The 20,827-nt window shown below is 71.7% G+C and carries 21 protein-coding genes; 13 read left to right on the forward strand and 8 right to left on the reverse strand.

The genetic code is table 11. The features are described from left to right. The first annotated feature begins 200 nt into the window (after window positions 1–200). The 12 genes from BSZ36_RS16845 (at window position 201) to BSZ36_RS16895 (ending at window position 14,171) form a co-directional block, all read left to right on the forward strand. Window positions 201–1,367 carry a tyrosine-type recombinase/integrase gene (locus tag BSZ36_RS16845; protein WP_094551438.1) on the forward strand — a complete coding sequence of 389 codons (1,167 nt, stop codon included), beginning with the start codon at window positions 201–203 and terminating at the stop codon, window positions 1,365–1,367. Further along, window positions 1,364–1,795 (forward strand): T9SS type B sorting domain-containing protein, encoded by a 432-nt coding sequence (locus tag BSZ36_RS16850; RefSeq protein WP_094551440.1) that lies wholly within the window; start codon window positions 1,364–1,366, stop codon window positions 1,793–1,795. Before BSZ36_RS16845 ends, BSZ36_RS16850 begins: the two co-directional genes overlap by 4 nt. Window positions 1,796–1,840: 45 nt before the next feature. Then, window positions 1,841–2,119 carry a hypothetical protein gene (locus BSZ36_RS16855; protein WP_094551442.1) on the forward strand — a complete coding sequence of 93 codons (279 nt, stop codon included), beginning with the start codon at window positions 1,841–1,843 and terminating at the stop codon, window positions 2,117–2,119. Further along, window positions 2,110–3,891 carry a metal-dependent hydrolase gene (locus BSZ36_RS16860; RefSeq protein WP_094551444.1) on the forward strand — a complete coding sequence of 594 codons (1,782 nt, stop codon included), beginning with the start codon at window positions 2,110–2,112 and terminating at the stop codon, window positions 3,889–3,891. Before BSZ36_RS16855 ends, BSZ36_RS16860 begins: the two co-directional genes overlap by 10 nt. Window positions 3,892–4,098: 207 nt before the next feature. Beyond that, complete coding sequence (locus BSZ36_RS16865; RefSeq protein ID WP_094551446.1) at window positions 4,099–5,010, forward strand: hypothetical protein; 912 nt, start codon at window positions 4,099–4,101, stop codon at window positions 5,008–5,010. Between the two features lie 235 nt (window positions 5,011–5,245). Further along, complete coding sequence (locus BSZ36_RS16870; protein ID WP_094551448.1) at window positions 5,246–5,614, forward strand: hypothetical protein; 369 nt, start codon at window positions 5,246–5,248, stop codon at window positions 5,612–5,614. A 12-nt stretch (window positions 5,615–5,626) separates the two neighbouring features. Further along, complete coding sequence (locus BSZ36_RS16875) at window positions 5,627–6,523, forward strand: hypothetical protein (RefSeq protein ID WP_094551450.1); 897 nt, start codon at window positions 5,627–5,629, stop codon at window positions 6,521–6,523. Between the two features lie 49 nt (window positions 6,524–6,572). Further along, on the forward strand, window positions 6,573–8,207 hold the full coding sequence (locus BSZ36_RS16880) for a hypothetical protein (RefSeq protein ID WP_094551452.1): 1,635 nt from the start codon (window positions 6,573–6,575) through the stop codon (window positions 8,205–8,207). Further along, on the forward strand, window positions 8,207–9,370 hold the full coding sequence (locus BSZ36_RS19580) for a hypothetical protein (protein ID WP_179271261.1): 1,164 nt from the start codon (window positions 8,207–8,209) through the stop codon (window positions 9,368–9,370). Before BSZ36_RS16880 ends, BSZ36_RS19580 begins: the two co-directional genes overlap by 1 nt. Further along, window positions 9,370–10,068, forward strand: coding sequence for a thermonuclease family protein (locus BSZ36_RS19585; RefSeq protein WP_179271262.1), 699 nt, complete (start codon window positions 9,370–9,372; stop codon window positions 10,066–10,068). The genes BSZ36_RS19580 and BSZ36_RS19585 overlap by 1 nt, the downstream gene beginning before the upstream one ends. A 12-nt stretch (window positions 10,069–10,080) precedes the next feature. Then, window positions 10,081–12,618 (forward strand): endonuclease, encoded by a 2,538-nt coding sequence (locus BSZ36_RS16890; RefSeq protein WP_094551454.1) that lies wholly within the window; start codon window positions 10,081–10,083, stop codon window positions 12,616–12,618. A gap of 5 nt (window positions 12,619–12,623) precedes the next feature. After that, window positions 12,624–14,171 carry an endonuclease gene (locus tag BSZ36_RS16895; protein ID WP_094551456.1) on the forward strand — a complete coding sequence of 516 codons (1,548 nt, stop codon included), beginning with the start codon at window positions 12,624–12,626 and terminating at the stop codon, window positions 14,169–14,171. A gap of 126 nt (window positions 14,172–14,297) precedes the next feature. Here the strand turns inward: BSZ36_RS16895 and BSZ36_RS16900 are convergent, their stop codons facing one another. The 6 genes from BSZ36_RS16900 to BSZ36_RS16920 all read right to left on the reverse strand — a co-directional run bounded on the left by BSZ36_RS16900 (window position 14,298) and on the right by BSZ36_RS16920 (window position 17,538). Next, window positions 14,298–14,801 carry a DUF6933 domain-containing protein gene (locus tag BSZ36_RS16900; protein WP_094551458.1) on the reverse strand — a complete coding sequence of 168 codons (504 nt, stop codon included), beginning with the start codon at window positions 14,799–14,801 and terminating at the stop codon, window positions 14,298–14,300. A gap of 76 nt (window positions 14,802–14,877) precedes the next feature. Continuing rightward, window positions 14,878–15,237 carry a DUF6429 family protein gene (locus BSZ36_RS16905; protein WP_218827731.1) on the reverse strand — a complete coding sequence of 120 codons (360 nt, stop codon included), beginning with the start codon at window positions 15,235–15,237 and terminating at the stop codon, window positions 14,878–14,880. A gap of 183 nt (window positions 15,238–15,420) precedes the next feature. After that, on the reverse strand, window positions 15,421–16,017 hold the full coding sequence (locus tag BSZ36_RS16910) for a hypothetical protein (protein WP_143536962.1): 597 nt from the start codon (window positions 16,015–16,017) through the stop codon (window positions 15,421–15,423). A 134-nt stretch (window positions 16,018–16,151) separates the two neighbouring features. Continuing rightward, window positions 16,152–16,460, reverse strand: coding sequence for a hypothetical protein (locus tag BSZ36_RS16915; RefSeq protein WP_143536963.1), 309 nt, complete (start codon window positions 16,458–16,460; stop codon window positions 16,152–16,154). 253 nt (window positions 16,461–16,713) lie between these two features. Next, a complete protein-coding gene (locus tag BSZ36_RS19095) occupies window positions 16,714–16,953 on the reverse strand; it encodes a hypothetical protein (protein ID WP_143536964.1) in 240 nt (79 codons plus the stop codon). Between the two features lie 138 nt (window positions 16,954–17,091). Next, window positions 17,092–17,538, reverse strand: coding sequence for a DUF1493 family protein (locus BSZ36_RS16920; protein WP_094551464.1), 447 nt, complete (start codon window positions 17,536–17,538; stop codon window positions 17,092–17,094). An 826-nt stretch (window positions 17,539–18,364) separates the two neighbouring features. Here BSZ36_RS16920 and BSZ36_RS16930 point away from each other — a divergent pair. Continuing rightward, complete coding sequence (locus tag BSZ36_RS16930; RefSeq protein WP_094551468.1) at window positions 18,365–19,435, forward strand: integron integrase; 1,071 nt, start codon at window positions 18,365–18,367, stop codon at window positions 19,433–19,435. Window positions 19,436–19,470: 35 nt separating this feature from the next. Here BSZ36_RS16930 and BSZ36_RS19100 read toward each other — a convergent pair whose 3' ends face one another. Beyond that, a complete protein-coding gene (locus BSZ36_RS19100; RefSeq protein ID WP_143536965.1) occupies window positions 19,471–19,800 on the reverse strand; it encodes a hypothetical protein in 330 nt (109 codons plus the stop codon). A gap of 10 nt (window positions 19,801–19,810) precedes the next feature. Continuing rightward, complete coding sequence (locus BSZ36_RS16940) at window positions 19,811–20,599, reverse strand: ParA family protein (RefSeq protein WP_094551472.1); 789 nt, start codon at window positions 20,597–20,599, stop codon at window positions 19,811–19,813. Window positions 20,600–20,827: the final 228 nt, after the last annotated feature.

Consider the following 20,827-nt stretch of genomic DNA (forward strand, 5'->3'; position numbering starts at 1 on the left):
AAAAAAAAGATGCGCAGACCGGGGCGATGTGTCGCCTGATAGGTGTGGCGCGCGTTTCGGCCCAAAGGGCCTGTCTTGGCCGGTTCGAGGGCGTCGACCTCGCAGCCCGACACCCCTCGCACATAGGGGAGGTCCCGTGGTGCGCTTGACACGGAGCCGCCTGTCCGGGTTCTTCCGGCATCGTCACGCCAGAGGCTGGCATGACGAACACTCCCCGTTCTCCAGCGTCCACGCTCGTGGCCTCATCCGCCCGCTCCACCGACTCAGGACCTCGACCTGGCCTCCTCCTGCCCGCTCCCGGGCACGCCGAGACGACGGCGCGCACCCAGGCCCGGGCGGATGCCAGGCCGACCTCCCTGGCCGACGCCGTCGAGCTGTTCATCGCCCGGACCCGCCACACCCGGACCGGCAGCGCGCACACGGAGAGCGCCTACCGGACCGACCTCCGCGCCTTCGAGGCCTTCCTGAACAGCCGCCGCGTTCGCTACACCGATGTCGCGCGACGGGACGCCGAACTGTTTCTGTCGCGGCTCGCGGGCGAGCTGGCGCCCCGCACCGTCCGACGCCGGATCTCGTGCGTCCGGTCGTTCTACCGCCACCTCCGCGCCATCGAGCTCGTCGCGGCCAACCCCTTCGACGCCCTCGACCTCCCCGGCTTCGACCGCAAGAGTGAGACCCACAAGGTCCTCTCGGACGACGAGTTCGAGCGTGTCCTGCACCTCCTCACCGCCGACACCACCGAGGCCAACGGGGCCTTCGTCGAAGCGGAGCGCGGCCAGCCCAGGCAGAGGGCCTTTGCCGCCCTTTTCCACGCCGCCCGCCGTCGCGCCGCACTGACCCTCATGGGCATGGGCGGCCTCCGGACCGGCGAGGTCCGCGCCCTCGCCGCCGAGTCCATCGTCGCCAAGCCCACCGGCTTCGCGCTCACCTTCTCGGGCAAGGGGTCCAAGATCCGGACCGTCCCCCTCGTCGGCGCCGCCTACCCCGCGCTCTCCGACTGGCTCGCCGTCCGCCGGGCCGTCCCCCGCGCCACCGACCGCGTCCTGCTGACCCTCTCCGGCCAGCCCGTCGGGCCCAAACAGATCCGCCTGGACTGCCTCGCCCTCGGGCGACGCGTCGGCACCCGCCACCGGCTCACGCCCCACGTGCTCCGCCGCACCTTCGCCACGCGCGCCCTCGCCACCTCGGGCGACCTCCGCGGCGTCCAGGACCTCCTCGGGCACGCGACGATCTCGACCACGGAGATCTACACCTACGTCGAGGAGGAAGGCCTGCGTGCCATCGTGGAGGGCGCAGGCTTCGGCACCGGCCGCCCCACCCCGCGCGCGTCTGCGCGCTCTACCGGCCGTTCGGCCCTGAGACAGTGATCCGGCCCCTCCCACCCCACCGGGCCTCTGGCGCGGCGACGCTCCTCCTCGCGCTGGCCACGGCCGCGCTCGGCGCCTGCACGCCGCCCGTCGGCGTCACCGACTTCGTCATCGTCCAGGGCTACCGCGTCAGCCCCACGTTCAACGCCTTTACCCAGCCCTGCACCATCCAGTACAGCCTGGACGAGCCCGCCCTGGTGCAGATCCGCGTCGTGCGGGTCGACCCCGACGGCAACAAGGAGCTGGTGCGCCAGATCACCCAGGAGCGCCGCGAGACCGCCGGGCCACGCACGGCCGCTTGGCGCGGCGTCGGACCGAGCGGCCTTTTCGCCCCCCAGGGCGAATACCAGATCGAGCTCTACGCCCGCCTCGACGGCTCCGACCGCACCGAGGCGTGGACGCTCACCACCATCATGTTCCGCTCGTGAGCCATGCCTGAGGATCCGACACGTAGCCGAGCGCGAGACACCGGAGTGACCCGCAAGGCCCGCTCCCCCCTCACCGTCCGCAGGTCCGCCACCGGCTACGTGCTCCACGACCCCGCCCTCGTCCGGCTGGCAGGCATCGAGGCCGTGCCTCTCCCCTTCACGCCAGAGGCCTCTGGCGCCGAGGTCCTCGCCCACCTCCGCCGCCTCAACCCCCACCGAGACGTCCGATTCGAGCACGACGCTCCTCATCCCTCATCCCCAGCGAGCGGAGCGAACCGGCAGGTCGGCGAAGCCAGCGACATCCCCCATCCCCCTTGCGCCTAGGCACCCACATCACCGGCGGCGTGCTCGCCTACACCGTGAGCGCCACCTTTTTCCAGGTGCCGTGGACGCCCACGGGCATCGTCGTCGCCGCAGCCGCGTCCGCGGCGCCCGACGTCGACACGTTGGGCAGCACCGTCGGCCGGATGTGCGCGCCCGTCGCCCGGCGCATCGAGCGACGCTTCGGCCACCGCACCATCACCCACTGCTACGCGGCGCAGGTCGCCGTGGGCGTGCTGGCGCTCCCGTTCGTCTGGGCCGACCTGCCCCACCTCTACGCGGCCGTCCTGGCGGGCTACACCTCGCACTGCTTTCTCGACACCCTCACCGTCCAGGGCGTCCGCATCTTCTGGCCGTGGAGCGACGTGCGCGGGGTTTTCCCGTTCTATAACCGGCAGGAGACCGCCTACCGCACCACGACGGGGAGCCGCGCCGACACCTTTTTCGGCGTCGGCTTCCTGATCGTGACCATCCCCTTCGGGTTCGTCCAGGCCGACGGCTACCAGCGCCTCGTCCGCCGCGTCCAGGCCGACGCCTCCGCCGCCGTCCGCGACTTCCTCGATTGGAGCGCCGAGGGCTACATCGTCCACGTGGACGTCGAGGCGTCGGACCCCCAGCAGATGCGCCGCCTCTCGGGCCGCTTCGAGGCCATCGGCACGACGGGCGCCAACACGCTCCTCGTGCGCGACAGCACCGACGGGCTCGTGTTCTCCCTCGGGCCGGCCTACACCGCCAACTTCCAGCCCGACCGCGTCGTGGCGCACCAGGGCGAGCACGTCACCATCTCGCGGCGGCAGATCAACATGGAGGGCCGCGTGCTGGCCGACCTCGAGAACCTCGTCCCGCGCACCGCCGACGGAACGCGCGTCCGCCACCTCCTCGACGGCCAGGTCACCCTCACCGAGGCCGCGGGCGTCACGCCCGACGAGTTCCACTTCAACACCGTCACCGGCGCGGAGAAGAGGATCGCCTTCCGCTTCGCCACGCTCCGCGACCTGGAGCGGCTGCAGCTTCTCGGCTCCATCGTCGAGGCGGGCGTCGTCAACGTCCGCGTCTACCTCCCCACCGGCCTGGCCGAATCCTACGACCCGGAGGGCATGGGCTCGTCCGAGGTCCGCCGCGTGTCTTTCGCGCACAAGCCGTCCGAGCCGCCCCGGCTTCTCATCGACGAAGGCGACACCGTGGCGCTCGGCGACACCCTCGCCGCTCTCACGTCCGCGTCGCTGCTCACCGCGCAGCTCGACGTGGCCGAGGCTGCAGCCAACCTCGCCGCGGCCCAGGGCGACCTCCCGCCTCTGGCGTCCAACAACGTCGCGCTCCGCCAGAGGCTCGCCGCTGCCGAGGCTGCCGAGGCCCGCGTCCAAGACCGCGCCGCCGAGGGCTTCGAGCCGCCGTCGGCCGTGGAGGCCGCCCGCGCCGAGGCCGCCGACCTCCGCGCCCAGCTCTCCGCCGCCGAAGCCGCGGCCTCCGCACGTCGGGCGGAGTGGCAGCGTGGCCGAGCCGAGCGCATCCGCACCGCCAGCGCCCGCCTCCGCCGCGCACGCATCCGGCAGCAGGCCGCCGTCCGCGACGGCTACGTGCTCTCCACCGGCGCAGGCACCGTGCGCCAGATCGAACGCCGCGAGGTCGGCCCCGACCGGACCGAGGTGCGTGTCGTGCTCGTCGCGCCGCGCACAACTGCGCCCGACCGCCTCCCTGCCCCTACTTCGTCTCGCGCTCCTGCCGGCGAGAGGGACGCCACCCACGCCCGCCGACCGGCGGCACGAACGCCCTAGAGGGACCGGGTCCCGCAGTCGCCGGGCCTCTGGCGACCAGACCCAGCCCGACACACCTCACGCGGAGACGTGCCGCCCGGCTCTGCCAGGCGAGCCGCCCCGCATCCTCGGCTGATCCACCCCCTGGACGGCCTCACTCCGCCCACCGGCGCACCGGCGATCCCCATCGCCACTCCCCGCCGGGACGCACCCTCAACCCTCCCCGTCATGATGCGACTCTCTCGCTTTCTCGCCGCCGCCCTTACGCTGGCCCTCACGCTCGCCGCCTGTGACACGGTCATCGAGACCCCCAGCCCCGTCGGACCGGACCCGCTCGAACCGATCTCCGCCAACCAGCAGGCGCTCGTCACGGCCGCCTTCCAGGAGGTCGAAGACCTGTTCGACCTCGGCTTCAACGCGTCGTCTGCCGCCAAGGACGCCTCCCTCCCTCTGGCGATGGCCTCCATGAGCGCTCGGGTCGACACCACCACGTACACCGGCATCTACGACACCGGCAACGCCAAGGGCTACCTGCTCACCCTGCAGTACCGCCAGCCCCAGGGCGTCGGCGTCTGGACCGCCCGCGTCCAGCACGCGCGCGGCGTGGACCACGACGCCGACGCCGCCACGGCGGACCTCGACGCCGTCGAGTCGGTCACGCTCACCTTCCTCACCTACGCGGACCTCGACGCCTTCGTGACCGCCCTCGGGGCCGGCACCAACGCCTACCTCACCGGCGCGAGCGACGACGCCGAGGCCAGCTTCGCCGCCTACGACACGTGGCGCGTCGCCCAGGTCTACTCGCCGGGCGTGGGCCTGGCCGTCGTCGGCTACGCCAACGCCGAGCTGCGCGAGGCGGTCACCGTCCGCGAGCCCGTCGTCACGCTCAACACCAACGGCACCGGCACGGTCCGGGACGGTGGCGCTGACGGCGCGGTGCGGACGCGGTACTTCGGCGCGGACTTCGCCATCTCAGCCGACGGGTCCTTCACCGGCACGCTGCTCCGCACCCTCAGCTCGTCGGGCGACCTCGCCGACGGCTCGCTCGTCTCCCGCAACGACTACCCCGACACCAGCTTCCGCCAAACCAAACAGCGGGGCGGCGACGGCGTGGTGATCCGCGAGAACACCGAGGGATAGCGCTCGCGTCGCGTGCGGGCCAGTGGCCAGTCGGGATGGGCCCGTAGGGAACCCTCCGGCCGGACCCGCCACTGGCGACTGGCCCCTCCCCACTCCCGCGCCGCAGGCGCCCCCGCCCATGCTCGACTGGCTTCTCGACTGGCTCTTCCCCCGCCCCCTGGACATCTGCACCGACTGCGGACTCGGCCTCGACCGCTGCCGCTGCATCGAGTGCTCCGGCAACCCCTGCTGATCCATGCTCGACGCCCTCGACCCCTTCCGCCGCCGCTCGGTCGCGCTCGCGCTCTACCGGATGCTGACCGGCCACCAGTACGACCTCTGCGTCGTCAACGAGGCCGTCCGCGCGGCCGGGCTCGACGTAGACCGGGGCGCCGTCGCAGCGCTCCGGCTTCACCACTGCCAGCGCTACTCCGCCATGCCCGAGGGCTTCCATGCCCAGCTCGCCAGCCAGACGCTCAGCCTCTTCGCTGGCCGCCCCGTGCTAGGCGACGGCTTCCTCAAAGACCTGGCCACCACAGCCGGACTCCGTCCCGAGGACGCGCCCGCCATCGGGCTTCTCGTGCCCCTCCCCTCCTTGGAGGGGGAGGCCACGGCCGAGGCCTAGACCCCACCTCCTATGCGCCGACTCACCGACCCGCCCGGCGACGAACCGAACGCCAGAGGCTTGCTCCGGTCCGCCGCGGCGCTCTTCGCATTCGCAGCGCTCCTCATCCTCCCCTCGCGCGCGGCACTCGCCCAGGACTTCCCCGGCACCGGCCTGACGCAGGACGACCCGATCACGGCCCTTTCCCTCCTCGCCGACACGTCCGACGCCGGGCTCCGCGTCGAGCGCGCCCGTCTCGACCTCGCCCAGTCGGAGCTGCGCGCCGTCACAGGATGGCGCCGCTGGCGCCCCGCCGCCGACTTCTTCGTGAGCATGTCCACCCGTGGACTGGCCTTCCCGTCGATCTCCTCCCAGGGGTACGACCCCGCCTACGCCGCCATCGCCCGATGGCCCGGCGACACCTGGGGCGTCACGCTCTCATGGTCCATCGACCAGGTCCTCGACCGCCGCCCCGTCGACCGCGCCCGCAACGCCGTCGCCGTCGCCGAGGCCCGCATCGACGCGTACCAGGCCCGCCGCGAGCAGCAGCAGGCGCGAGACCGCGAGCGTGTCCTCGCACGCGCCCAGCGCGAGGCCGACCGCCAGGAGCGCCAAGCCCAGGCCCAGCGCCGCGCCGACTTGGTGGCCGCCCAGCTCCGCATCGAAGCCGGCTTCCTCGCCCGCCACCTCAGCGCCCAGCGCGAACTCCTCCGCCTGGCCGAGATGAAGTACGAGCAGTCCGAAATCGACTACGAGGCCCTCGCCCGCTCCCGCCTCGCCGTGCTCTCGGCCGAGCACGCCTGCGCCACGGTCGCCGCCCGCCTCGCCACCCTCTCGGCCTCTGGCGACCCCGCCCTCGCCCTCCAAGCCGGCGCACCGCCCGAGCACCACGCACCCGACAGCGGCATCCCCCCCATCCCTCATCCCTAGCGCGCGCCGGCGCGCGGCATCCCCCATCCCCGCGCCGAAGGCGCACCCCATGCTGACCACAGCGACGCCCATCTTCCAACACGTCCCTGTCGCCTATGCCGACCCGGTGGGCCTCGCGGACCAGCAGGCCCAGGGCGTCGTCTCCCTCGTCGTCGTCCGCTACGAGCCCGGCGACGGACAGCAGCACGACGCGCTCGGACCGTTCTACGACAGCTACGTCGCCGTCTCGGGACAACTCCTCGCCGTCGCCCGCACCACCGCGGACTACCGCTACCCCGTCACGCCCGCCGTCGCGCTGGCCCGCTTTATCGAGCACCGCGACGCCGGGCGCCCCGCCTTCGTGTCGGTCTACGAACTCAGCGAAGAGGACTGCGCCCGGTTCGTGGAGACCGTCTTTTTCAGCGAGTGCCTCAAGCTCCACGTCGACGGCGCCGACTCGGCGCCGCTCGTCGCCCAGCAGATCGTCTGCTGCGGATGCGGAGGCGGCATCCTGGAGGTCAACGATTTCTCCCAGCCCGGAGAGCCACGCATCCGCCTGCTCGACCTCGACGTGCTGGCCGGGTCCATCGGCACCGACCCGCCTCTGGCGGGATCTGTCGCCACCGTCCCACTGCCGCCTCTGGCGGACGGAGGCGCCCGACCCCGCGTCGCGCCTGCCATCGCGCCCAGCGCGATCGATCCGGTCGGGCTCGCGTCCATTCTGGCGGGCCCCCTCGACGGCGTGCGCGGACGCGTGCTCCTCTACGACCGGGCCAAAAACCGCGCGGCCCTCCCCCACCGGGCGGGCAAGCCGTTCGACCTCGACGCCGCCATCGAGCAGGCCAACCGCCTCGCCGAAGCCCGGCGAGCGGTGGACCCGACCCAGGCCGCGCAGCAGGCGACCGTCATGGCGTCCCAGCTTCGCGCCGAGGCCCCACCGGACCAGGTGGAGGCCGTCGAGCACTACCTCCGCGACGCGGCCCAGAACCCGGGCGCCGTCGCGCCCACGCATCCCCACCACGTCGGCCTGGCGGCCATGGTGCGCGAGATGCAAGGCGGCGGCGGCGTCCAGCCCTTCGCGGGGCTGGGCGTCACCGCCAGTCCGATCAGCACCGAGCCGGTCGGGCTGCCTCTCCCCTGCAGCCCATCCGGAGACGGGCAGAGCGGGCTGGAGCCCGTCTCTCCTGACCAGGACGTGGCAGGCCCTCCGCTCCTACCCGCCGACGTGCCACTCGTGGCGCACACACCCCCGGAGCCGAGCACGCCGGACGCCCTCCCCGGCGGCACGCCCGAGGAAACGCCGAGCGCCGCAGCGCCCGAGATCCGGACGCCCGCCTCGGCGCCCTCCCTCCCGGCCTCTGGCGGCGCCCGCCACGTCCTCGCCACCGAGCTCGACGTGCTCCGGGCCAGCGTCTACGCGCTCTTCGAGGACGCCATCGGCCGCGACAAAGCCGTCGCCCACGAGCAGCACGTCCTGACCGAGACCGGCATCGCCTCGCCCGTCTCGGCCGTCGACACCGTCGCCTACCTCCGGGCGCTCCTGTGCGACGACCCGCCCAAGCGCTGGCACGGCTACAAGCGCGCCCGGGGCAAGATCTACGGCGACGTCTGCACCCAGCTCCTCACGTTCCACTCCGCCAACGCCCACGTGGACGACGTCGTGATCCACGAGGTCGGACAGCTCTGGGCGAGGCTCTGCCAGTGATGCCGGCCACCACCGCCCCACGCACCCGCTCCATCGCGCGCTCGCCTCTGGCGGAGGGCGCCGCCGTCGGCTTCGGGCCGGGAGCGGCCCGGCTCCGCCCGCAGGGCGTGCCCGGCGCGCCCGACTGCACCGTCCTCACCGACCCGATCCGATTCGGTCACGGCGAACTCCTGGCCGAACTCGCCGAGCGCACCAAGGTCGGCCGCCACACGCTGCTGATCGGCGCCGAGGGCATCGGCAAAACGCGCATCCTCGAAGACCTCGCGGCCGTCGTCGCAGGGCACAAGGTCCTCCTCGACCCGGCCGAGCAAAAGACCGTCCGCCGCAGATACGTCACGATGCCCCAGAAGCGAGGCGAGGCTTACACCCTCGTCTACGTCGCCGAGGCCGGGCCGCACGGGCGGCTCGTCGACTCCCTCGCCGAGGCCTTCCACGAGCTCGGCATCCTCGCGCTGCCCGGCATCCCGCTCCCCATGCGCGCCGCCGCCTGCGCCGAGTACGCCTGGGCCGAGGTCAAAAAGCTCCTCCGGACCGTCGCCGACCGGCAGGAAGCCGTCGTGGCGTCCCTCCACGACCTCGCCGGTGGGGGCCGCGCGCCGCGCCTCGTCGTCGTCATCGACGCGCTCGACCGCGCGACCCCCAGCCAGGGCCTCTTCCTCCGCGAGATCCAGCAACGCGCCACCATCGTCGGCGCCATCCGGAGCATCCCGCCGTCGCGCTCGATGCGGATGTTCTTCGCCACCTTCGGCCAGATCCGGGTGCGCCCGCTGGACCCCCGCCACATCGCGGCGCTCTTCGAGTACTTCCTCCAGCGCTACGGCATCACGTGCGCCGACGTGCACCACTACCGCCGCGAGGTCATCCGACGCGCCGAGGGCAACCCGGCCGCCATGCGCGCGATGATGCACGACGGCGCGCAGTCCAAGCTCGTGACGAGCCAGGACGTGCGCGACCTCCAAGCCCGGGACGACGCGCCCTTCTTCAACCTCGGCCTCATCTACGTCTTCTTCCTCATCGGCCTCGGCGCGCTCCGGGTGCTCATGATCGGCGTCCGCAACACCGACCTCTACATCATCCTCACGCTGCTCACCGTCCTGGGCTACCTGATTTTCCGCGTCTACCGGGTGTTCTTCATGTTCCAGCCCAAGCCCGAGGCGAAGTAGTGCCGCGCCTCGAAGCCACCCCGCACCTGGCCGGAAGGCCCTCAAGCGCCACCCTTGCGGCGGCGCCACCGCCGGGGCTCTCCCTCCAGTCCGCCTCTGGCGTGGCGCGCGTCGTCGCGCTCCTCACCGTTCTCCTGGCCGGATGCGCGCCGGGCGACGGCCGGGCCGCGACGACGGACAGAGCCCCCGGCGAGGCCTACACCGTCGAGCGCATCGTCGACGGCGACACGGTCGTGCTCACCGACGCCAGAGGCCGCGAGGAAAAGGTCCGCGTCCAGGGCATCGACACGCCCGAGACACACGCCTCCTCGAAGCTCGACCGCGACGTGGCCCGAGCCCAGGGCCAACGCAGCGCGCTCGACCGCGAAGCCATCCGTGCGCTAGGGGCTGGTGCCTCCAGTCATGCCGCCCGCCTCCTACCGCCCGGCGCGGCCGTCCGCGTGGTGACGGATGATGGGCGGGCACCCGCCCAACGCGACCGCTACGGCCGTCTCGTCGGCACCATCCACGCCACCGACGACTTCGGCCAGCCCTTCGATTTCGGCGCCCGCATGATCGCCGACGGCTACGCCCACGCCTATGACGGCGGCGGACGCTATCCGCACGAGCGGATGGGCTACTACCGCGCCCTCCAACGCGAGGCCCGCGCCTCTGGCGCCGGTCTCTGGGCCGACGGCCTGGACGCGCTCGATCCCTAACCCTCGCCGCCCATGGCCGCCTCTCCCCTCTCGCTCTGCTCCCGGCTCGTGCCTCTGGCGTTCGCCCTGCTCGCGGTCCCCGTCACCGCGCAGACCTACACCGACGACGACCAGACCCTCGTGCTCTTCGACGCGATGTGCTGCCAGGCAGGCGACACGCCCATCGACCAGCACGCGCCGGAGATCGGCGAGGCCTGGACGGTCGAGGGCACAGCGGACGACGCGCTCAAGCCCACCGTCACGTCCAGCCGACTCGCCTTTCAGCCCGGCTCTCCCGCCATCGCCGTGGGCCGGGGGCCGACCGGCGAGCGCACCCTCCGCGCCGTCGTGTGGGAGCCCCAGGGCCACACCGCCGACGTCACGCTCTACCTCATGGAGCGCTACCGGGACCCCCACAACTACGCCGCGCTCCGGCTCCGCTGGACGGCGACGGGCAGAACGGTCGCCGTCGATGCCGTCGCCGTCGCCTCTGGCGCCGCGGCGGCACCGGTCGCCCTCGGCACGCTCCCCGCCAGCGGCTACGCCCGGCGCGTCCCGGTCGTGATCACGAGCGCCCCGTCTTCCACCGGTCACACCTGGACCGTCCACGTAGACGGCGCGGCCCTGCCGACCGCCTCCGTCCCCGGACTCGTGGGCGCGCCCGCCTTCGGCCTCGCCGCCGACGCGCCCGCGCACCCCCACCCCGACGGTCACCACGCCGCGGTCGAAGACGTGATGGTCCTCGTACCGAGCGCCCCCGCCACCGTCGTCTGCGACGGGCTCCGAGGCTGGACCGCCGAGAGCTGCATCCGAGGCGCCTTCACCCCCCTCCGGACCTACAACTACGACGAGGCCCGCGACCACCTCTTCGAGACCGTCTGGGCCTCTGGCGCGGGCGGCGACGAACGCGACGTGGGCGGCCTCTACGGCGGCCTCGTCCGCACCTGGACCCCGCGCTCGCCGCTCTCGCCGCGCGAGCAGATGCAGGCCCAGGACTTCAACACCGAGCACGTCTGGCCCCGGTCGCGTGGCGCCCAGACCCACCCCTCCACCGACGGCGCCGCGCACAACGACCTCCACCACCTCGCCCCGGCCTACGGCCCCTTCAACTCCGCCCGCTCGAACCGCGCCTTTGGCGACGACTTCCCCGCGTCCGACACCCAAAAGTGGCTCCGAAACGCCACCAGCCGCTACAACTCGTCGGGGCCGCCGTCCGACCCGGAGACCTGGAGCCGTGTCGAGTACGATTTCCTCCGCCAGTCGGACAACGGCGACGGCTGGAAGGAGCTGGACGAGCTCGGCCGCTTCGACGTGCGCCACGCCCTGCGCGGCGACGTCGCGCGCATGGCCGCCTACTTCCTCACCACCTACCGCATCGAGGCCGAGATGGGCGACGAAGGCCGTGCCTTCATCGACGCCACACTCGATGTGCTTCTCGACTGGCACGAGGCCGACCCCGTCGACGACGCCGAGCGCGAGCGGAACGAGCGCGTGTACCGCATCCAGGGCAACCGCAACCCCTTCGTGCTCGACCCGACGCTCATGCGCCGCACGTTCTACCAGGGGGCCAACCAGCCGCGCCCACGCGACCTGTGGATCAACGAGGTCCACCACTCCAACAGCGGCGCCGACCAGAACGAGGGCGTAGAAATCGCAGGCCGCGCAGGGACGGACCTCTATGGCTACCGCGTCTGGGTCTACTCCGGCTACGGGTACGTCTACCAGGTTGACGGCGACGGCACCGACAACTCCCCTGCCATCGCCTTCCGGGGCACGATCGACGACGAAGGCGGCGGGCTCGGCGCCGTCTGGCAAGGCGCCGAAGGGCTCCGGGGCGGCTGCCAGGGACTCGCGCTCACCGACCCCGACGGCGCCCTCCTGCAGTTCCTCTCCTACGGCGGCTGCCGGTTCAACGCCACGAGCGGCCCCGTCCACGAGGCCGCCGAACGCCACGCCTCTGGCGCGGGGTCGCCCGCGCACCCCGACTCGCTCGCGTGGAGCACCGCCATCCGCGGCCCGCGCCAGGCCGGCGGCACCCACCGCCGCGTCCAGCAGTGGAGCGAACTCCCACCCGGCCACACCCTCCAGCTCACCGGCGCGGGCTCCGCCTACGCCGACTTCGCCTGGACCGGGCCGCTCCCGCACTCGCGCGGCCGCCTCAACAGCTGGCAGGCGCCCGCATCCGCCGCCAATCCCGCGAGCGGGTGGGCCTCTGGCGACGCCGTCCCCCTCGGCCTCCTCGCACCCGCCGTCGACACCGGCCACGACGAAGACGCGCCCCACACACCGCTCGCGGCGCCTCTGGCGCCAGAGGCCGGGGAGTTGACGGTCTCTCGCCCCGCACCCAACCCGGCGCGCAGCGCGGCCCGCCTGACCGTCTCCGCACCGCCCGGCACCCGCGTCGTGGCGGCGGTCTACGACGCCCTCGGCCGCACCGTCCTGCGCCAGAGGCCCGTGGGGGCCGTGCTCGGCCTCGACGTGTCGCGCCTCGCCCCTGGCGTCTACACCGTCCGCGTCACAGCGGAGGGCGCCACGCAGGCCGTCACCCGCCTGCTCACCGTCGCCCGCTGACCCCGATGCGCCTCCCCCTGATCGCAGCCGCCGTCCTCACGTGGGTCCCGCACGCGGCCTCACAGCCCTCACCCCCGCGCGCCGTCGCGCGCGAGATCCCCAGCGAGCGCCGGCGAGCGGATCCCCCATCCCCCGCGAACTCAGCGAGCCTGATCTACCCCGGCCTCACCGGAGACGAGCTGACGGCCGCGCTGGCCGCGACCTACGCGCCCGTCTCCACCTACCCCTACGACCGCGCCCGCGACACCCTCTTCGCCGCCGTCCACATGGAGCGCGATGCGGGTGGCACCTCGACCGACTCGCTCCGCGGCTTCTACAGCGGGCACGCCGTCTGGATCGACCCGGCGCTCGACCCGACGGCAGCGGCCTGGGCCTCCTCCCCTCGCTTCTCCACCGAGCACCTCTGGCCCGAGAACCGGGGCGCGAGCGAGGGCACCGACGCGCACCGCGACATGCACCACCTCGCGCCGGTCATGCAGTCGGTCAACTCGTCCCGCAGCGATCACCCGTTCGGCGAGATCGTTGACACAGACGCCGACCGCTGGTGGGGTCCCGACGGCACCACGCGGACCGCTCCGCCGCCACTTCGAGTCCGCGACCTCTACACCGAGAAGCGCAACGGGCCGAGCCCCGTCCTCGAACCGCGCGAGGACCGAGCGGGCGACGCCGCCCGCGCCATGTTCTACGTCTGGACCGTCTACGGCCCCTCGGGCGCGGACCACCTCGACGCCGCGTTCTGGACCGCGCAGCGAGACGTGCTCCTCGACTGGCACGAGCAGGACCCGCCAGGCCAAACGGAGATCGAGCGGACGCTGACGATCGAGGCCCACCAGGGCACGGCCAACCCCTTCGTGCTCGACGCCACGCTCGCCTCGCGAGCCTTCGGCCCGCCGCCTGTCCTCGTCACACTCGCCTCCTTCACTGCCGAGCATACCACCTCTGGCGCCCGCATCGCGTGGAGCAAGTCGGCCGAGGCGGGCGTCGCCTCGTTCCGCATCGACGGCCGCGCCGACGTGTTCGGGTCGCCCTGGACGACGTGGGGCGCGGTCGACGCCAGAGGCCAGCCGTCGGCATACGGCCTGGACGTCGCTCGTGCGGCCTCTGGCGGCCCCCTCGCCGTCGGCGCGTACCGGGTTGGCCTGACCGCCATCGATACCACCGGCGACGAAACGCCGCTGGGCGACGTCGGCCTCTCCATCGACGCCTCGACCGACAGCGAAAACGGTCCCGACGCCCAACCGTTCACCCTCGCGGCGCCCACCCCGAACCCGGCGGGCAGTCGCACCACGGCCACGCTCACGCTCGCCCGCCCTGCCCACGTGCGTGCCGCGGTCTACGACGCGCTCGGGCGCGAGGTGTCCGTCGTCTACGACCGGCTCGCTGGGCCGGGGACAGACCCCGGTGGCCGCGTGGACCTCCAGGTCGACACGAGCGGCCTGGCGGCGGGCGTCTACGCCCTTCGGGTGACCGTGAGCGGCCACGGTGCCGCCGTAGACGGCTCCGCCGTGGACAGCTCCGCTGCCCAGGCGCGGCTGTTCACCGTCTCCCGTTGAAACGGCGACCTCCGCGGTCACTCTCGGCGCACACCCGCCCGCCGTAAACGGTTTCAGCCCGGCCGGGACGACGCGGCGGATCCATCTCAACGGTCGCCCACGCGAGCGGCCGGCGCCGCTCCGGCACTACCCGCCGGAGCGCTCCTCGCCAGAGCGCTCCCCCCTCGCAACCCTCACCACGGTCTCCGCCGGGCTGCTGTAGCCGAGCGCACCGAGCGGCACGTCCGCCAGTCCATCCTCCACAGCGTCCAGGTCGAGCCGCTCGAACGCCCCAGCGGCCTCGGCATCGTAGCGAATCTGGACGGCCGCGTCGTTCATGGTTCCGAGCACCCGGCGGTCTAGGGTCTCGGCGCCCGCACGCGCGATGTGGATGTCTGCCAGGTCCCTCGCTTTCGCTTCGGCCCACGCCTCCGGGAGCCCGAGTCGGTGCAAGAGGCGGGGCACGCGGTGCTGAAAAACGGGCAGCGTCGTCCCAAGCGACCGACCTGGAGCGACGACGCTCAGCATGGCGTCGGCGGCCATGAACAGCACGACCGAACGGCCTGGGTAGGGCAGCGGGACGACGTTCGCGTACCACGTCCCGAGGGACCCGACCTCCGGCGGAGGACCGGGTGCGAGGCGGCCACGCACGCTGGAGCTTCCACCGCCCCGCGCGCGGGCGGAGCGAGTCGAGAGCAGCCGACGGGTCGCACGCACCACCATAGCGTCACCGCGTGCTGCGAGGGGCGTCCGGCGAGGCGTCGTCCCCGACAGCGTCGTCAGGAGCAGCGCCAGCAGGCGCCCCGCCCTCCCCTCTCGCGAACAGCCTGCCAAAGGCCGCCTCGGCCTGGGCGCGCCCCGTCGTGGTCAGCCATACCGATTTCGCCTTCGTCTTCGGGTCCCCGATCAGGCCCCCCGCATGCAGGCGGTCGAGCACAGCCCAGTCGATCCCCCTCCACGCGCGCCACACCTCCACGGCCGGCTCCCCCGGCCCCAACGCACCCTCGGGATAGGACGCCTCGCGCCACGCGGTCAGCCAGAGAAGCGCGAGCGCGGCCTCGTCCACTTTGTTCTCGTCGTAGTCCATCGCAGTCAGGGGGGCAACCAGGTGTGGGTGCAGCCAGAGAGGTACACGATCAGGATACGTGGGCTCGGCCCCAAGCGGTCCACCGGGGTAGCGGTCTGCACTCGCTCACCGCCCGCACCTCTCCACGCTCTATCGACCGGAATCGCCGTCGCCCCTTGACTTCAGCCCAACAACAGCCGCGGCCTATACGGCTACGTGGAGTTGGGCGCATTGCGGCGCTTCTAGCCGCTCTGAAAAGATGCGCCGGGCGTGCAGGTCAGCTACGATCTCTTCATGGACCACCCCGACTGGCTGGCGGTTCTTCCGGCGGTACTGCTCTGCGTAGTGGCGGCCGAGCTCATGGGCGAGCACGGCGTAGAAGAACCAGACCGTCATGAACCCGTCTTCCGGCCACCGAACCTCCAAGCCGCCTTCCACCTCTCGTACATCGGCATAAAAGCGGTGGAGGCTGTTGAGGAGCCATGAGCCTGTACGGGGCAAGTGCCAGACCTCCGGCACGGAGTAGAGGAGAATCGCTTTCTCGTCGGGCAGATAGACTCCGAACGGACGACCGATGTCGCCCCCGCGTGCCCGTAACTCGATCCGGCTGAGGCCATAGAGGTACTTATCCGGGACGCGGCGAAGCACGCCACGGAGAATCCCCTTGTCGAGGGGGTGAACGTCACCGGGATACGGCTTCCGCTCGATAAGTCGCGGCAGAGCGGCGAGTCCTGCGGCGTCGCGGGCGTGCCTCCGACCAGCTATTATCTCGGGAGGGTCGGTATGGAAGCTCTTAGACAAGGCGAGGCGGAGTAGCCGTGTAACGAGGGGTCGCCCAGCGGCACAGGGCAGACTTACGGCGGGGCGAGGCAATGTAGACGCCAGCGGGCGGACGGGGCAAAGCGGCCGAGCCCTGTGTCCGCTGGAGCGGCGGGTTAGCTGGCCGGGCTCGCATCCTCTGGACGCTCGTAGCCCAGCTCCTCGTACACCCACCGCTGGAAGTAAGCCTCCTGCGCGCTCGGATCGTCGGGCAGGAGCAACCACTCCCGAGCGGCGCGGCGGATGGCTTCATAAGCCTGCTCGGTCTCCTCCGGCCTCACTTCCACTCGGTCCGTGAGCGCTCCCCAGATGAGCCACGTCGGCCACATGATGTCCGGGTACTCTGCGGCGTGTCCGAACGCCTGGCCCCAGATCCGCCACCCGGCGTCGTAGGGGTCCACCTCGCCCGCAACGATGAGTCTCAAGTCATCCTCGATCCGTCGCTGTACGTCCGCTAGCGGGTCCTTCTGAGACATTCGGTGCACGGAGGCCAGCTAACAGTTTGCCACTCAGCCGCACAACGCGGCAGAGCGGTTGGACGAGGCAACGTAGACGTTGGTAGTGGAACGAGGCAAGAGCGCTGAAGCGATGTGTCGGCCTGCAGTGGCGGGTTCTACGGCCCCGGCAGCAGGGAGACCTTGAGCGGCTCCCCTTTGGATTCTGGATTCCACCCTGTGCTCAACCGAGACGGATAGCGGACTCGACGACCCGAGGAGTCACCGTCAGGGGCACCGAGGCAGCCCGCCTCGGCATGTCTAGCCACGGGTCCCGCCAACCGACATCTACCGCCAGCCGCTGGTTCTGGGTATCGGCGAGGTTGATCTCTACCAGTCCCGAGGACGTGTTCAGCCTCCATCGGTACTCGTTGCCGTCCACCGTGATAGGCCGAAAGCCCCTCTTGCCTTTGGGACGAGCCATGAGTGTGGATGGGGCCGTAGAACAGTTTGCGATTCAGCCGCCGAGAGGTGACGGCGCGGCGGTGGGAAGAAGCTATGACTGACGGTGTGCTTGGACGCGCCGAGACGCTGACCCTCTCGGTCGGCCTGCAAGCGCGGGTTAGCGCGCCCGGGCATTGTGGTTGAGTTTGGCCTGCTCATAATCGAACGTCCACTCGCCCGCCTCCGCGTACCGCATGAGGTCGTCAACAGTGACCGTGTACGGCCCACTCCTCGCGCTACGACGAGATAACCAGCGGTAGCCTGCGACGAGACCGATAGCAGAAACGGGCACGGTCCACAGCGAGATAGAGCCCGCGACGACCACAGCGCCAAGGATGATGCCGACGAGCGGCGAACCCGCTTCTGGACCGAAGTGCGGATCGGACTGGAACCGGGTGATGTCTACCTCGAAGGCATCTGCGAACGACTCGACGAACTCCCACCCGTCGGCCCCGGCCATGCCAAGGTCCTCCGTCAGTCGGGACGACGGCCAGATCTCGTGCTCGGGCACGCCTTGGCGCTCCGAAATCAGGGCCTTCAACCGTTCCAGTCGAGCGGAGTCCATTGGAGGCGCGCTAACAGAATGCGGCTCACCCGCGAAGGGCACCGACCGCCAGAGGTGAGTCAGAGCGGAGGATACGCCTCTGGCGCCAGAGGCCGCACGAAGTGAAAACGCCAGAGCCCTTCGTCGGAGTGCAGCCGTGGGTTAGCCCGCCCGGGCTCAGTTGCCGAACCAGAACACAGCCCGGACACCCTCGGGAGGACCTAACTCGCGCATAGCGGAGACGGTCGTACCTAGGAAGTGCTTACACCAATGCGAGAGAGGGCGCTCCTCGGTGACAGACTCTCCCGAAGGGCGGTGGTAGCTCCCAGTGAGTGGTTGCGACCAGTCGAAGGCCTCTAACTCTGCCAGTAGAAGCCACGACATCCCGAAGAGGTCCGGCGGGTCGTTGTCGCAATCGAATGCCGCCCGCGTCTCCGCGCTGACGTCGTCTGGGAGCCCCCGGCTGTAGGGGAGTGACCTGCCCCCCGGACTGAGTTGCCAGATAGGCCCTTGGAGCAACCTGAAAAGGGTGCGGTTGCGGCCCTCGTATAGGGCCTCACGCTCCAAGCCTGGCACGGGGTAGGGAAAGTCGTCGTAGGGATACTGGATTGGGACAAGGGGCTCAGCCCGCTCCCAGAGTCCATTCGCGCCCCGCCTCTCCACGCACAAGCAAATGTCCATTCCCATGGGTTCTCAGGCGGTAGAACAAGTATTGGGCCGCGCCAGGCGTGATAAAAACGGAGGCGCCGCGCGGGATAACATGCGGAGTGTACCGCGCGCGCCCTTGCCCGTCAATAGCTTAGCCTACATCGCCTCGTTTTTATCCGGCCCCCCGCCCGGTATCGACATGCCCCTCCCCTCCCCTACCCCGCCAGAGGCCTCTGGCGACTCGGCTTCCGACACCCCGGCCTCTGGCGCCTCCGCCTCTGGCGGCCCGGTGCTGCTCGACGCCGTCCGCACCGCCTGCCGCCTCCGCCACTACTCCATCCGCACCGAGGCCGCCTACGCCTCTTGGGCCAAGCGCTTCTGCCTCTTCCACCGCGACACGGACGGCCGCCCCCGCCACCCCGAGACGATGGGCGAGGCCGAGGTCGTCGCCTTCCTCGCCCACCTCGCCGAGGAGCGGGACGTCGCCTCCAGCACGCAGAACCAGGCCCTCGCCGCGATCCTCTTCCTCTACGACGCCGTGCTCGGCGCGCCTCTGGCGGACCTCGGCGCCTTCCCCCGCGCCAAGCGGCCCAAGCGGCTCCCCGTCGTGCTCACCCGCGCCGAGACCGAGGCCGTGCTCTCCCGCCTCGACGGCACGCCCCGCCTCGTCGCCAGCCTGCTCTACGGCTCCGGGCTCCGCCTCCTCGAAGCCCTCCGCCTCCGCGTCAAGGACGTCGGCCTCGCCGAGGGGCAGGTCACCGTCCGCGAGGGCAAGGGCGACCGCGACCGCGTGACCATGCTCCCGGTGGCGCTCGAGGAGCCGCTCCGCCTCCAGTTGGAAGTCGTCCGCGCGCTGCACGCCCGCGACCGCGCCGGGGGCTACGGCGCGGTCTACCTCCCGAGCGCGCTCGCGCACAAGTACCCGAACGCCGCCTACGAGACCGGCTGGCAGTACGTCTTCCCCGCCGCGCGCCGTTCGGTCGACCCGCGCAGTCCTGAGGCGGGCGCCGTGCGGCGGCACCACCTCGGCGAGAGCGCGGTCCAGAAGGCCGTCCGCACAGCCGCGAAGGCCGCAGGCGTCGAGAAGCCCGTCAGCCCCCACGCCTTCCGGCACAGCTTCGCCACGCACATGCTCGAGCGCGGGGCCGACATCCGGACCGTGCAGGAGCTGCTCGGGCACAAGGACGTGCGCACGACCGAGGTCTACACCCACGTGCTCAACCGCGGCGTGCGCGGCGTCACCAGCCCGCTCGATGGGCTTACCGCCTGAGCACACCGCCGGGGCCGCCGGCACGGCACACAGGCTTACCGGGCGCTCTGTCGCACCAACCGCGCCACGTACTCCGCCGGGCTCAGCCCCGCCGCCGCCGCCTGCACCTTTAGTGCCCGCTTGTCCTCCGGGTCCATCTTCAGCTGCAGCGACACCCGCCGCGCCCCGTCCGCACGCACGTACGACCCGTCGCTCTGCCGGACGTGCCCGCCCGGCTCGGCCTCTCCCCTACCCCGCTTCACGGACGGAGCCTCTGGCGCGCGAGGCGGCGCGGCCTCTGGCCTAGCAGCCTCTGGCGATGGTTCTTCTGGCGATGGTGCTCCTGTCGCCGCCCCTCCAGAGGCCTCCGCCAGCAGATCGGTCAACGAACTCCGGTTACGCTTCGACATGGTCCCGCTGGGGCAACTCGTTCAGAAAATGGGCGACGGCCGTGTAGTCCTCCGCGCCGCGCCCCCCGGGGTCGTACTCGTAGATCGTCTGCCCCGCGCTCGGCGCCTCCGCCAGCCGCACCGTCGTCCGCACGCCGGGCGAGACCCGCCCCGGAAACGTCGCCTCCAGCGCCTCCGCCACCTCGCGCGTCACGCGGTTCCGGCTGTCCACCCGCGTCGGCACCACCGCGAAGACGGGCGGCATTACCCCCCGGGGCTCCAGCCGCCGCTGCGTCTTGAGCAGGTCCGAGAGCCCCACCACCGCCAGGGGCTCCGGCGTCACCGGCACCACCAGCCCGCCTCTGGCGCCACCCGAGATCAGGTCCGCCACCAGCGCCGAGGCCGCCAGCGTCAGCACGCCCAGCTCCGGCGGGCAGTCGATCACCAGCGCCCCGTACGCCCGAAACGCCTCCGCCTTGTCGGCCAGACGGTACACCCCGTCCGCCGGGGGCAACGCCGCCGCCACCTGCGCCACGTCACCCGATGACGCCACCAGGTCGAGGTGGGGCCGCGCCTCCACGGTCACGTCGCCCAACGCCGCCTCGTCACGCAGCAGCCGAGCCGTCGCCGACGGCACCTCGGGCGCGATGCCCAGGCACCGAGCCGTGTGCCCCTGCGGGTCGAGGTCGAGGAGCACCGTCCGCACGCCGTCGGCGGCGTAGCGGGCGGCGAGGTGGACGGCCGTCGTCGTTTTGGCCGTCCCCCCTTTCTGATTCAAGACGCAGAGCGCGAGCACGAGGTCTGTAGTGGTGAGTCCCCAATCTCGCCATTGCCGGCAAGGGCAGCAACACCCAAATTGCCAGCATTGCTAGCAATGGAACAGCTATGATCCCCTTCGGATGTCGCGCCGAGGCCGTCCGGCACCACCGCTCTCCGGTTACGCCCGTTTCCGAAGCCGCCGCCTGCACCCGGACGCTGCGCGTCCCGCCTGACCCGCCTGGAGCCCGCCCTAACGCGCCCGGGC

This window comes from Rubricoccus marinus (genome assembly GCF_002257665.1).
GTDB lineage: Bacteria > Bacteroidota > Rhodothermia > Rhodothermales > Rubricoccaceae > Rubricoccus > Rubricoccus marinus.